This is a genomic window from Pseudomonas sp. MWU16-30317 (assembly GCF_020515695.1).
Lineage (GTDB): Bacteria > Pseudomonadota > Gammaproteobacteria > Pseudomonadales > Pseudomonadaceae > Aquipseudomonas.
The window spans coordinates 1-14,218 of record NZ_JAIWJA010000007.1 but is presented as its reverse complement, the minus strand read 5'-3'; the positions used below and the strand labels follow the sequence as shown (position 1 = coordinate 14,218).

Genomic DNA, 14,218 nt, shown 5'->3' with positions numbered 1-14,218 from the left:
GGTCCCGACCATGGCGACGATGCAACTGTTTTGCCTGCCCTATTCAGGGGCCAGTGCCATGGTCTACAGCCGCTGGCGGCGCAAGCTCCCCGAATGGCTGCAGGTGCAGCCCGTCGAGCTGCCAGGCCGCGGCGCGCGCCTCGGCGAAGCGCTGCAGACCGACATGCAGGCCTTGGCGCAGCAGCTGGCCCGCGAGCTGGCACCGCAGATTCAAGGCCCTTACGGGGTGTTTGGGCACAGCCTGGGCGCCTTGCTGGGCTTCGAGCTGGTGCACGCCTTGCGCGAGTTCGGCGCTCCGGAACCGGTGGCCTTGTTCGCCAGCGGTACGGCCGCACCGACCCGCCGCGAAGACTACGACCGCGGCTTTGCCGAACCCAAGTCGGATGACGCGTTGAAGGCCGATCTGCGCGACCTGCAAGGCACACCGCCGCAGGTGCTCGACGACGCCGAACTGATGGCCTTGATCTTGCCTGTGTTGCGCGCCGACTTCCTGCTGTGCGGGCGCTATGCGTATCGCGCGCGGCCACCCCTGAGCTGCCCGCTGCACGTGCTGGGCGGCGCTGAGGACAAGGCCACCCAGCTGCAGTTGATGGCCTGGCAAGCGGAAACCGAAGCGAACTTTTCGCTGGACATGCTCGCCGGTGGGCACTTCTTCATTCATGAGCACGAGGCCAAGGTGCTGCGCTTGTTGAAGGCCAATCTGGAGGTGGACTTGCGTCGGTATGAGCGTGAGACGCTGATGGAATCGCCCGCGATATGGTGGGTCGGAGCCTGATCGGGCTCCGTTTCTGCTGCTGTTGTGTAAAGGCTAAATCAGCCTGCCGCTGTTTCGTTCTTGTGGAGTATCAGGGGTCACTGACCCCGCCTCCTATCCTCAAGGACGCAACGCATGAACGCCGAACTCTCGCTGAAACTCGCCCGCCGCTTTATCGAACTGCCCACGGAAAAACGCCGGTTGTTCCTGGAGGGCTTGCAGCAAGAGGGCGTCGATTTTGCACTGTTGCCCATCCCTGCCGATGTCGCCAGCGCGGAACGCGACGGTCTGTCGTATGCGCAGCAGCGCATGTGGTTCCTCTGGCAGCTCGACCCGCACAGCGCCGCTTACAACCTGCCCATGGCGGTGCGCTTGAAGGGGGCGCTCGACGTCGCCGCCTTGCACAGTGCCTTCAATCTCCTGGTGGCGCGTCACGAGACCTTGCGTACGCTGTTCCACGAGCACGACGAACAGATCCGCCAGCACGTGCTCGACTCCCTCGCCGTGGGCATTCAGCGCCATGATCTGAGCGCGCTGCAGCCGGATGACCGCGAAGCGCAGGTCACCCTCATTGCAGAAACAGAAGCCTGTGCACCGTTCGATCTGGTCCAGGGCCCCTTGCTGCGTGTACAGCTGCTGACGCTGGCCGCCGACGAACACGTGCTGCTGCTGACCTTGCACCATATCGTCGCTGATGGCTGGTCGCTGAACGTGCTGATCGAAGAGTTCTTGCGCTGCTACGACGCGGCATGCAGCGGCACCGAGGCGGCCCTTACCGTCTTGCCGATCCAGTACCGCGACTACGCCCTGTGGCAGCGCAGCTGGCTGGAGGCCGGCGAGCAGGAGCGGCAATTGGCGTACTGGCGCGACAAGCTGGGCGAGGACCATACCCCCCTGGAACTGCCCAACGATCACGCCCGTCCGTCGCAGCCTAGCTACCGCGGCGCGCACCACCGGTGTCCGATCGATGCGGCCCTGGCCGAGCAGTTACGCGCCTTGGCCAAGGCCCAGGGCGTGACCCTGTTCATGGTCTTGCTGGCGGCCTTCAAGGTGCTGCTGTTCCGCTACAGCGGCCAGACCACCATTCGGGTCGGCGTGCCCGTGGCCAACCGTAACCGTGGCGAGGTCGAAGGGTTGATCGGCTGCTTCATCAACACCCAGGTACTGCACACCGAGATCGATCCGCTCCACGACGTGCACGCGCTGCTGAGCCGCATCAAGGACACCGCCCTGGAGGCTCAGGCGCATCAGGAGCTGCCCTTCGAGCGTCTGGTCGAGGCGCTGGCGCTGGACCGCAGCAGCCCTAGCCCGCTGTTCCAAGTGTTGTTCAATCACCAGGCGGCGATTGCCGATGCCGGACAGATCCGCACCCAGTCCGGCCTGAGCGTTGAAAAGCTGGCGCTGGACAAGCACAGCGCGCGTTTCGATCTGGCCCTGGATACCTACGAGAGCGCCGGGCAACTGCACGCGGTGTTCACCTATGCGCTGGATGTGTTCGAGGGCCAGACCGTTACCGACATGAGTGAACATTGGCTGCAAGTGCTTGAGGCCTTGGTCGCAGTGCCGCACCGCCGTATCGGTGAACTGACAGTGCGCGTTGCGCAGCCGGCCACTGACGACACGCCCATAGCCCGCGAAGTCACCAGCATCCATGGGTTGATCGAGCGTGCCTGCGAACAACATCCGCAGCAGATCGCAGCGGTTAGCGCGGGTGAAACGATCACCTATGCCGTGCTGCAGCAGCGTTCCGATGCCCTGGCGCGGGTGTTGCTGGATAACGGCGCGCAGCCCGATCAGCGGATCGGCGTGCTGGCTGACCGTTCGATCAATATGCTCGTGGCGATTGTCGCGGTACTCAAGGCCGGCGCTGCCTATCTACCCTTGGAGCCTGACCAGCCGGCGCAGCGCCTGGCGTTCATGCTCGCCGACAGCCAGGTGAAACGGGTGCTGGGACGCGACATCGAGTTGCCCGACGATGTGCGCTTGATCGCCTTCGATGCCCCATGGCCGGCCGTGACGCTGCAGCCCGTGCCGGTGCATGCCGAGCACCTCGCCTACGTGATCTACACCTCAGGCACCACGGGCATGCCCAAGGGCGTCGCCGTCAGCCACGGCGCGCTGGTCAACTACGTGCTGAGTGTCGGCGAGCGGGTGCCGCTGGCCACGGTGCGCAGCCTGGCGATGGTCACCACGCCCGCTGCCGACCTGGGTCACACGATGTTCTATGGCGCGCTGTGCGCCGGCAAGACCCTGCACCTGCTCGACAAGCAAACGGTGCTGGATGCCGATGTGTTTGCCGCCTACATGCGCGAGCACGCCATCGATGCCTTGAAGATCGTCCCTTCGCACTTGCAGGCGATGCTCTCGGCGGGGGCGGCTGCGCTGCCTCGGCGCGTGTTGATCGTCGGCGGCGAAGCCGTCGCGCCCGCGCTGCTGAGCCGTATCACCGCCTTGGCTCCCGTACTGCGAGTGTTCAACCACTACGGTCCGACCGAAACCACCGTCGGTGTCCTCACCCATGAACTGGCCGGCGAGCCCGTGCTGGGCCGTGCGCTGGACAATATTCGCGCGCAGGTGTTGTCCGATTGCCTGCAAGCGGTTCCCGGCGCGGCCAAGGGTGAGTTGTACATTGGCGGGGCAGGATTGGCGCGCGGCTATCTGGGCAAACCGGCGCTCACCGCCGAGCGCTTCGTCCCTGATCCGGCCAATGCTCACGGTGCGCGGATGTACCGCACCGGCGACTGGGTGCGCGCTCAGCGTGACGGGGCCTTGCGCTTTATCGGACGCATCGATGGCCAGGTGAAAATCCGTGGCTACCGCGTCGAACTGGCCGAAATCGAAAGTCGCGTGTGCACGCTGGCCGGTGTCGCCAATGCCGTGGTCAGGGTGGTGGGTGAGGGCGAGAACCGTCAACTGGCGGCGTATCTGGTGCTGGCCCACTGGACGCCGGATGCGGCCGCGCAGCAGCTGTTTGTCGAGGACGTAGGCAGGGCACTCAAAGCGCTCTTGCCAGACCATCTGCAACCGCAGCACTGGCTGGCGCTGGAGCGCCTGCCCATCACGGCCAACGGCAAGCTGGACGGCAAGGCGCTGCCGGAGCCAGTCGCGGCAGCGACCCTGTATCGGGCACCGGTGACCGAGCTGCAGGTGCAGGTCGCCGCGATCTGGGCCGAGGTGCTGCAGGTCTCGCGGGTCGGGCTGGAGGACAATTTCTTTGCGCTGGGCGGGCACTCGTTGCTGGCCACCCAGGTGGTGTCGCGGGTCAGGCGGCAGTCGGGGGTGGAGGTGGCATTGCGGGTGCTGTTCGATACCCAAAACCTTGGGCAATTCGTCAGCGAATTGGCCGCGCGGACGCCGCAGCGGGTCAGCGCCATAGCGGTGGTGAACAGAGAGGCTCCGTTACCGGTGTCGCACGCTCAGCATCGGCAATGGATGTTCTGGAAACTGCATCCCACCAGTACCGCCTACCACACGCCGCTGGTGGTGCGCTTGACCGGCCAGTTGGACATCGATGCGCTGCAAGCCACCTTGTCGGGGCTGGTATCGCGTCACGAGACCTTGCGAACCGTGTTTGTCGAAGACGACGGCACGCCGCGCCAACAGGTGCTGCCCACAATGCCCGTGGTGCTGACCCAGCGAGACGCCGCGGGCCTGGATGAGGCGCAGTTGGCCACGCGTATCGAAGCGGCCGTCGCGCAACCCTTCGACCTGGCGCACGGGCCGCTGTGGCGAGCCTTGCTGCTGCGCCAGGGCAACGCTCGCCATGTGCTGGTGCTGTCGCTGCATCACGTGGTCTCGGACGGCTGGTCGATGGGGGTGATGGTTCGCGAATGCCTGCACAGCTATCGGGCGCTGACCAGCGGAGCGCCGGCTGACTTGCCGGTGCCGATCGTGCAATACGCTGACTATGCGGTGTGGCAGCGCCAGCAGCTTGAGCAAGGGGTGTTGCATACTCAGCTGGTGTATTGGCGAGCGACCCTGGAAAACGATTTCACACCGCTCGAACTGCCCGCCGATCGGCCCCGCCCTGCGGTGCAAAGTCATCGAGGCGCGCGTATCGATATGGACTTGCCGGTGGACCTTGTCGAGCGCCTGCGGGCCCTGGCGGTCAAGCGCAATGCCACCCTGTTCCATGTATTGCTGAGTGCGTTCGCGCTCGTGCTGGCGCGTTATGGCGCCCGGGAGAAGATCAACATCGGCGTACCGATGACCAATCGCAATCGGGTGGAGCTGGAAGGCCTGCTGGGGTTTTTCGTCAACACGGTGGTGGTCCGCCTGGAGGTCGACCCGGCACAGCCGTTCGAGGCCTACCTGGACCGCGTCAAGGAGGTGTCCTTGCAAGCCCAGGACCACAAGGAGGTCCCTTTCGACACCCTGGTCGAGGCCTTGAACCCAGATCGCAGCACCGCCTACAACCCGTTGTTCCAGGTGATGTACAACCACCTGCGCGACGTCGGTACGCAGGTCGCGCAGGGCAGTGTCGCCGGCCTGCACCTGGAAGAAATCGAACTGGTCGAACACTCGGCGCAGTTCGACCTGGCCTTGAATACGCTGGAACTTCGCGACGGTGTGCGAGCCTCGTTCACCTTTGCCACCGACCTCTTCGATCAGACGCGTATCGAGCGCATGAGTCAGCACTGGCTCACTGTACTGCGGGCCATGGCCGAGGCGCCGACCCAGGCGGTGGGCGAGCTGGCGATCATTGGCGCCGCCGAGCAACGGGCCCAGATCGAGGCGGGCACCGGGCCCCGCGTCGAGGTGCCAGGGCTGGCGGTACACCAGTGGTTCGAACGTCAGGCCGTGCTCGAACCGCACGCCCTGGCCTTGGTCTATAACGAGCAGGAGTGGACCCGCGAGGCGCTCAATAGCCGTGCCAATGCGCTGGCCCATGCGCTTGCAGGTCTGGGTGTAGGCCGCGGCAGCCGGGTGGCGATCGCCATGCAGCGGACCCCCGATACGGTGGCCGCGCTGTTCGCCGTGCTCAAGAGTGGAGCCGCCTATGTTCCGCTCGACCTTGCTTATCCGTTGCCGCGCTTGCGCTACATGCTGCAAGACAGCGAAGCCACGGTGCTGATGGTCCAGGGTGACGGTGCGGCGGCACTGCCAACGCTGGGCGATATCACCGTGCTCGATGTCGATGAGGTGCCTGCGCACCCGTCGGGCCCAGGTAATTTGGACCTGGGCTGCGTTGCGGCAGACCTGGCGTACTGCATCTATACCTCCGGCTCGACCGGAACGCCCAAGGGCGTCATGATCGAGCACGGTAACGTGGCGGCCTTGGTGCAATGGTCGGCTTCGGTCTACAGTCGCGACGATCTGCAAGGCGTGCTGGCGGCCACGTCTATCTGTTTTGACCTGTCGGCCTGGGAGCTGTTCGTCACCCTTGGCTTGGGCGGTTCGGTGATCCTTGCGAACAATGCCTTGCAGCTACCCGAGCTGCCGGCCCGCGATCGCGTCCGGCTGATCAATACGGTGCCGTCGGTCATCCGCACCCTGTGCGATACGGGCCAGATCCCCGCGTCGGTGCGCATCATCAACACCGCGGGTGAAGCCCTCAAGCAAACGGTGGTCGACGCCCTGTATGCGCAGACTCAGGTATGTCGCGTGTATGACCTCTACGGCCCCTCCGAAGACACCACCTATTCAACGTTCAGCCTGCGCACGCCAGCCGGCCACGACACCATCGGCCGGCCATTGAGCAACAGTGCCGCGTATTTGCTGGATGACGGTGTGCAGTGCGTGCCTGCCGGTCACACCGCTGAAATCTTCATGGCGGGCAGCGGGCTGGCGCGTGGCTATCTGAACCGCCCCGCGTTAACGGCGCAACGCTTCGTGCCAGATCCGCTGGCCGCTGTGGCGGGTCAGCGCATGTACCGAACGGCGGATTTGGCCAGGCAAGACGCCGAGGGCAGCCTGGTCTGCCTGGGGCGGACCGACCATCAGGTGAAAATCAGGGGTTTTCGTGTCGAGTGCGGCGAAATTGAAGTGGCCTTGCGCCGTTTGCCAGGTATTCAGGATGCCGTGGTGGTCGACGTCGAAGCAGCGGGTAGTCGCCAGCTGGTGGCTTATCTGGTATTGGCTGCGCCGCAGTCCGACAGCGCGCCGAACACTTCGCGGGTCTTGAAGCAGCGGCTTGACGCCCACCTGCGCCAGTCGCTGCCCGACTACATGGTGCCGGCATACAACGTGGTGCTGGCGGCGTTGCCGCTGACCGCCAACGGCAAGCTTGATCGCGCTGCCTTGCCAGCGCCGCAGCACGCCGAGCCCGGTCGCCCGCGACGGTTGCCCGAGACGCCACTGCAGCAGCAAGTGGCCGCGGTATGGGCGCAGGCGTTGAATCTGCCAGAGGTCGGCCTGGACGATAACTTCTTCGAGCTGGGCGGCCATTCGCTGCTGGCGACCCAGGTCACGGCGCGACTGCAAGCACAACAGCGTATCGACCTGCCGTTGCTGGAGCTGTTCCAGGCGCCCGATCTGCAGCGCTATGCGCAGGCCATCGAACGCTATCAGGCCGGCAGCAGTGCTGATCTCGATGAACTGGGGGACTGGCTGGGCGAGCTCGAGGTGGCCAGCCATGAGGAGCCCCTGTAGCGCAGGGCTGTTACTGCGCAGGAGCACAAACCCACGTAAAAGGCCCCGGTACTTCAGGTACCGGGGCCTTTTACGTAGCGCGCTTTGGGATCAAAACGTGTATTTGACCGACAGCATCAGGTTGCGTGGATCGCCGTAGACGCTGCTCGGCACCGTTACCGAGGAACTCAGCGAGTTGTAATACGACTTGTCGAAAGCATTGTTGAGGTTCAGGCGTGCGTCGATATGCTCGGTGGGTTTGAAACCGAGCATGAAGTCGACCAGCGTATAGCCCTCTTGCTCGATCATGAAGGCGCCCGCTGCACTGGTACCCTTGTTGTAGATGCGGTTCTGGTGATACAGCGAGGTGCCGACACGCCACTGGTGCCATTGCCCTGGCAGCGTGTAGGTGGTGGTCATCTTGAACAAGTGCCGAGGGATGTCGGTATCGAACAAGCGACCTTCGTTGGCCGCCGTGGAGTCTTTCACGTATTTGGCTTCTGTAAAGGTATAGCCGGCGCCCAGTTGCCAGTTGGGGGTCAACTGACCCTGGACCTCCAGTTCGACACCCTTGCTGCGCACTTTGCCAGCGGCTTCGTAGCAGGCCGTGGTGGGGTAGGTGGGGCACAGGTCTATGTCGGTGATGGATTTGGCGCGGTTTTCCTGATCGATCTGGAAAACCGCCGCCGAGGCGTTCAGCGCACCGTTGAAGTATTCCCCTTTGATGCCCATCTCGTAGCTCTTGCCGGTGATCGGCTTGATGGTCGAGCCCGAGGCATCCACGTTGCTCTGCGGCTTGAAGATATCGGTGTAGCTGACATACACGGAGTGATGCTCGTCAAGGTCGTAAATCAGCCCCGCGTATTTGGTGACGTGGCGATTGACCTGCAGATGCGACTCGGTGCCCCGGTAAGGGTTGGTCGTATCGTTCTCGTACCAATCCAGGCGGCTGCCCAGAATCAGTTTCAACGGATCGGCGAGGCTCAAGCGCGTGGTGGCGTAAACGCTGTTGAGCTTGGCGTTGGTGTTCTGCCAGGGGTACTTGTGTTGGCTGGCGACCTCTGGCGTGGCACCCGAGTCCCAGTTGTGGATATTGATGTTGCTGTTGAGCAGGATGTTGTTCGCCACGTCGCCATTGAACACCACACGGCGGTGACTGGCGCCTACCACCAGTTCGTGATCGCGGTCCATCAGCCTGAATGGCCCGGTGGCGTAAGCGTCGAAGCTGTTTTGCGACTCGCGGTAGTGGCCGGCGCCAACGTACTGGTTGTAGACCTTGGTCGTGGCGTTGCCGACCAGGTAGGTACCCAGCATGTCCAGGTCGGACCAGGTCTTGGTGGCCGAGAAATTGAGCTTCCAGCCGTTGTCCAGCAGGTGCTCGAGCGCGGCATAGCTGGTGGTGCTGGTCTTGTTCCAGTACTCCCAGTCGTTGCTCAGGCTGGTGGACCGCGACAACCCCAGGTCCTTGCCCGTAAAGCCCACGGGCAAGCCTGTCCAGCCGTTGCCGTTGTAGTCGGTTTTTTCGCGCGACGCGCTCAGGGTCAGGGTGGTGCTGTCGTTGAGGTCAGCTTCGACGATGCCGTAAAACAGGTTGTGTTCGTCGTCCAGCGCATCGCGGTAGCTGTTCTCGTTCTGGTAGGCGGTCACCAGTCGGCCTCGCACGCTAGCGCTGTCATTCATCGGGCCCGAGACATCGACGTCGGTCCGGTATCGGTCCCAACTGCCCATGCTGCCTTCGATGCTGGCCTGGAACTCGCGGGTCGGGCGTTTACGAATCAGGTTGATCGCTGCAGCCGGGTTGCCCGCACCCTGCATCAGCCCGGTGGCGCCGCGCACCACTTCCACGTGGTCGTACATGGCCATGTCCGCCGACAGCAGGTCTTGGGACACCTGCGAGCTGTCCAGGCTGGTGGGCAGGCCGTCATACATGATGTTGTCGAGAGAGAACCCGCGCGCATAGTACGAAGAGCGTTCGGGGCCTGTCCGGCGAATGGTCAGGCCGGGGGTGTTCTGCACCACCGCGTTGAGGTCGGCGAGGTCTTGGTCCTCAATGCGCTGGCGAGTCATCACCGTGGCCGACTGGGGCGTTTCGCGCAGCGACAGCGGCAACTTGGTGCTGGTTGCAGCCGCGCCGGTGGTGTAGGAGCCGGTGCCTTCGGTGGTGTACCCCAACGTTTGCGCGTTGATGTTGGTGGAACCCAGTTCCAGGGCCGAGTCGCTTCTGGCGCTGATGGTGAGCGTGTTGTTCTGCAGGCTGTACGTCAGGCGGGTGCCTTGCAGCAGTTGGACGATGGCCTGCTCGGTGCTGCGCCTGCCGACCAGGGGCTGGCTGGTCAGCCCGGTCACATCGCTCGGGCTATAGAGCAACTGCACCGAAGCTTGGGCGCCGAACGCTTGCAAAGCGGTTTGCATTGGCTGCGCCGGGATGTTGAAAGCGCGTTCCTGACTGTGCGCGGTCATGCATGAAAAACTCGCGACAAGCCCTACCGAGGTAATCAGGGTGGATTTTCGCAACGATTGGCACAGCAATAATGCATTGGTCAACGGTGACAAGCGGATGGGCGTTGGCATGTAGGTTCTCTGGGCGCGTTCAGGCGGGCGTGAATGAAAATCGGTATAAGACGCACAACAACTGAATAGCCAGACGAATGATTTTCATAATCCTTTAGTCCCTGCCGGCCAATAGGTTAAATCCACCGCCCAATGGTTCGTTTTGTCAGTTATCGGGCTCGCTTGCCGTGCACTGGGTGCACGCAGCCAAACGCCTGCTTCACTGACAAATTCAGGGCGGTTACACATGCTTTTCGATAAAAACGCAGAGATGGTTCAACGGTTCGTCCGCCTGCCTTTGCAGCAGCGCGAGATCTTTTATCAGCGCTTGCAGGCCAAGGGCATGAGCTTTGCGCAGTTGCCGATTCCCCCCCCTGCGTCACGTCGACCTGCCGACGCCCGCGTCTTACGCCCAGGAGCGCCAGTGGTTTCTCTGGCAACTGGACCCGCAGAGCGCGGCGTATCACGTGTGCACCGTGCTGCGCCTGCGCGGGGCGCTGGATGGCGAGGCCCTGCAAGCGAGCCTCGACGATCTGCTGATGCGCCATGAAAGTCTGCGCACGTGCTTCTTCCAGGACGATGGGGTGCTCATGCAGCAGGTCCTGGACCACCCCATCAAGGTTCAGCGGGTGCCTGGCGATGAGGTCGCGGATGACAATCCCGAGGCCCTGAACCGGTGGATCGGGCCGTGGCGCAACACGCCCTTCGATCTGGTCGGCGGACCGCTGCTGCGGGTGGTGCTCGCCCATGTCAGTGACAATGAGCATGTTTTGGCGCTGATCCAGCATCACATCATTTGCGACGGCGTTTCGATGCAGTTGATGGTTGATGAGTGGATGCGCTTGTATCAAGCCCGCTGCACTGGGCGTGACGCGGCCCTGGCGCCACTGCCGGTGCAGTACGCCGATTATGGGTTGTGGCAACGGCGCTGGATGGAGGCAGGCGAGCGGGATCGACAGTTGGCGTACTGGACAGGGCAACTGGGGCATGAGCATCCGATCCTGGCGTTGCCGCTGGACAAGCCTCGGCCTCGGGTTGCCAGTCATCGCGGGGCACGCCAGACCGTGGCCCTAGGGGCTGAGCTGGTCACGGCACTGCGCGCAGTCGCCCAGGCTCAGGGCGTGACCTTGTTCATGCTGCTGCTCGCCAGCTACCAGGTGCTGTTGCACCGCTACAGCGGCCAGACGGATATCCGCATAGGTGTGCCCGTTGCCAACCGCAATCGGGTTGAGACCTTGGGGTTGATTGGCTTGTTTGTGAACACCCAGGTGCTTCGGGTGCATATCGAGCCCAGCATGGCTTTCGAGCAATTACTGGGGCAGGTCCGTGACCTGGCCCGAGAGGCCCAGGCTCATCAGGACCTGCCCTTCGAGCAATTGGTCGAAGCCTTGCAGCCTGAGCGCAGCCTGGACAACAGCCCGTTGTTCCAGGCGATGTTCAACCACCAGAGCGCTGCCAAGGGCGTGTCCCGCCTGTCGACTGACCTGCAGCTGGAGCGCCTGGAGTTCACGGCACCGAGCGCCAAGGTCGATCTGACCCTGGAAACCCATGAGAGTGAGGACGGCGTGCACGCGGCGTTCATCTACCGCAGCGAGCTCTTTGAGGCCGCCACGGTGCAACGCCTGGCGGGTCACTGGCGCACCCTGCTGCAAGCGCTGTGCCGCGCGCCTGATGAGCGTATCGGCGCTCTGCAATGGCTCGACGAAGCGCAAATTCATCATCAGCGCCATGCCTGGCAGGTGCCACTCCAGGGCGCGGATGCGCAACTTGCGGTGCATCGCCTGTTCGAGTCCCAGGCCGTGCGGGTACCGGAGCGTATCGCGGTGGTTGCCGGTGGCAGCAGGCTGAGCTATCGGCAGATCGATAACAACGCCAATGCGCTGGCCGCCATCCTGCTGGCGCGAGGAGTCAGCAGTGGCGAGGTGGTGGGGGTGATCGCCGAGCGTACTGCCGAGTTCGTGATTACCGTGCTGGCGCTGTTCAAGTTGGGCGCGGCCTATCTGCCGCTGGAGCCAGGATTACCCGCTGCGCGCTGCAACTATCTGCTGCTGGACGCAGGCGTCCGGCGCGTGGTGGGCGGGCTCGGAACGCCTTCGACGTTGCCCCAGGCGGTCGAGTATCTGGCCGTTGTCGCCGATCCGGCAGTGATCGCTGCGCCACCGGACGTGCACGTCGCTGCGCAACAACTGGCCTATGTCATCTATACCTCGGGCACCACCGGGCAGCCCAAAGGGGTCGCGGTATCACAAGCGGCCCTCAGCCATTATGTCAGGGCGCTGAGCGAGCGCTGGCCCATGGCCTCGATCCAGCGCATGGCAATGGTCTCCACGCCTGCTTCGGATTTGGGTCATACGGTTTTTTTCGGCGCCCTGTGTGCCGGCAAGACCTTGCACCTTGTCGACCACGACTGCGCGGTGGACGCCATCGCCTTCGCCCGCTATAGCGTCGAGCATCAGATCGATGCACTGAAAATCGTGCCTTCGCACCTTGAAGCCCTGATGGCCGTGGCCCATCCCGCAGACGTGCTGCCGCGGGTGTGCCTGGTGGTGGGCGGCGAAGCCATCAGCGCGGATCTGCTGGCGCGGATTCACCAGGCATCGGACGGCAGGTTGACGGTCATCAATCACTATGGGCCCACGGAGACCACGGTGGGGGTGTTGACCGCGCCCTTGCACCCCGGCCTGCCAGTGACGCTGGGCACCCCCCTTGCCCGTTGTCGAGTGGCCGTGCTGGATGGCGAGCTTCAATGGCTGCCTGCCGGCGTGGGCGGTGAACTCTATATCGGTGGCGCGGGATTGGCCCAAGGGTATCTGGGGCGCGCGGCGCTGACGGCCGAGCGGTTTGTTCCCGATCCGTTCGATGGGCCAGGAGGGGCGCGCCTGTACCGCAGCGGTGATCGCGCCAGTCATCTGGCGGATGGCCGGATGTGCTATCTGGGCCGCGTGGATGAGCAGATCAAAGTGCGTGGCTTTCGTGTCGAACCCAGCGAGATCGTCAGCGTGCTGCAGGATCAGCCGCAGGTTCGCGAAGCCTTGGTCATCGCCAGGCCCACGGCCCATGGCGCCGAATTGATCGCTTATGTGGTGGCGGCAGCGCACGTGGACGCCGCAGATTCACTGTGTGACCAACTGCGCGCACGGCTCGAGGCTCAGTTGCCCGATTACCTGGTGCCCGCGCACTTCATGCGGTTGCCCTGCCTGCCGCTGACGCCCAATGGCAAGCTGGATCGCGCTGCACTGCCGGCGCCGCGCTCGGCCCCAGGGCTGGCCCAGCATGAAGCTGCGGCCAATGCGCTCGAGCACGCGGTTGCCCAAGCGTGGGCAGCGGTCCTTGGCGTTGAGCGGGTGGGCCGCCGGGACAATTTTTTCCGCCTGGGGGGGCATTCCCTCTTGGCGATCCAGATGATTGCGCGGTTGCGTCAGCAGGCCGGGATCGAATCGAGTCTGCGCGCGCTGTTCGACACCCGGGACCTGGCGGGATTTGCCGCCCTGGCCCGTGTCGACACGTCGAGCCAGCCGCCGATTATGCCGCGCTTTGCAGGCAGCGGCGCGCCTTGCCTGTCGTATGCCCAGCAGCGTCAGTGGATACTTTGGCAGCTCGATCCCGGTGCTGGCGCGTATAACATTCCCGCCGCCCTGCGACTCACTGGCGCCTTGCACATCGATGCCCTGCAGCGCAGTTTCAGCGCGCTGATCGCGCGCCACGAGACCCTGCGCACCCGCTTCGCAGAAGTCGATGGCTTGCCGGTGCAGGTCATCGAGTCGGCCGAGCCGCTGCGCCTGGTGGTCGAGTCGTTGCCGGATGTCGACCCCGCCAGCGTGCAGGCCTGGGTCGCCGCCGAGGCGGCGCAGCCCTTCGATCTGCAGCACGGGCCGCTGTTGCGGGTGCGCTTGCTGCGCGTGGCCTACGACCAGCATGTGCTGACCTTGACGCTGCACCATATCGTCTCCGACGGTTGGTCGACGCCGATTCTGGTCCGTGAACTGATCGCCTTGTACGAGGGCTTTTGTCAGGGCCGCGAGGTCAGCTTGCCGGCCTTGCCGATCCAGTACGCCGACTATGCGCAGTGGCAGCGGCAGTGGATGGACGCCGGTGAGCGCGAGCGGCAACTGGCCTATTGGCAGGCGCAACTGGGTGACGAACAGCCGGTGCTGGAATTGCCGATGGATCGCTTGCGCCCGGCGCGGTCGAGCTTTCGCGGGGCGCGTCTGCCGGTGCCGCTCAGCCCGGCGCTGAGCCAGGCGCTGCAGGGCCTGGCGCGGGAGCGCGGGGTGACGTTGTTCATGCTGTTGCTGGCGTCGTTCCAGACCCTGTTGCACCGCTACAGCGGCCAGCGCGACATTC

At 64.1% G+C, this 14,218-nt stretch carries 4 protein-coding genes; 3 read left to right on the top strand and 1 reads right to left on the bottom strand.

Annotated elements, in window-relative coordinates; all coding sequences use genetic code 11:
• Window positions 1-10 precede the first annotated feature (10 nt).
• Window positions 11-775 (top strand): alpha/beta fold hydrolase, encoded by a 765-nt coding sequence (locus LIX93_RS19335; RefSeq protein WP_226505670.1) that lies wholly within the window; start codon window positions 11-13, stop codon window positions 773-775.
• Between the two features lie 114 nt (window positions 776-889).
• A complete protein-coding gene (locus LIX93_RS19330; RefSeq protein ID WP_226505669.1) occupies window positions 890-7,345 on the top strand; it encodes a non-ribosomal peptide synthetase in 6,456 nt (2,151 codons plus the stop codon).
• A gap of 90 nt (window positions 7,346-7,435) precedes the next feature.
• Here LIX93_RS19330 and LIX93_RS19325 read toward each other — a convergent pair whose 3' ends face one another.
• Window positions 7,436-9,895, bottom strand: coding sequence for a TonB-dependent receptor (locus LIX93_RS19325; protein WP_226505668.1), 2,460 nt, complete (start codon window positions 9,893-9,895; stop codon window positions 7,436-7,438).
• Between the two features lie 329 nt (window positions 9,896-10,224).
• On the opposite strand from LIX93_RS19325, the gene LIX93_RS19320 reads away from it, so the two are divergent.
• A partial coding sequence (locus tag LIX93_RS19320) for a non-ribosomal peptide synthetase (protein ID WP_226505667.1) occupies window positions 10,225-14,218 on the top strand: 3,994 nt, incomplete at its 3' end.

Coding starts and splice junctions, on each gene's coding strand:
- LIX93_RS19335 (WP_226505670.1), top strand. CDS start 11: ATGGCGACGATGCAACTGTTTTGCCTGCCCTATTCAGGGGCCAGTGCC.
- LIX93_RS19330 (WP_226505669.1), top strand. CDS start 890: ATGAACGCCGAACTCTCGCTGAAACTCGCCCGCCGCTTTATCGAACTG.
- LIX93_RS19325 (WP_226505668.1), bottom strand. CDS start 9,895: ATGCCAACGCCCATCCGCTTGTCACCGTTGACCAATGCATTATTGCTG.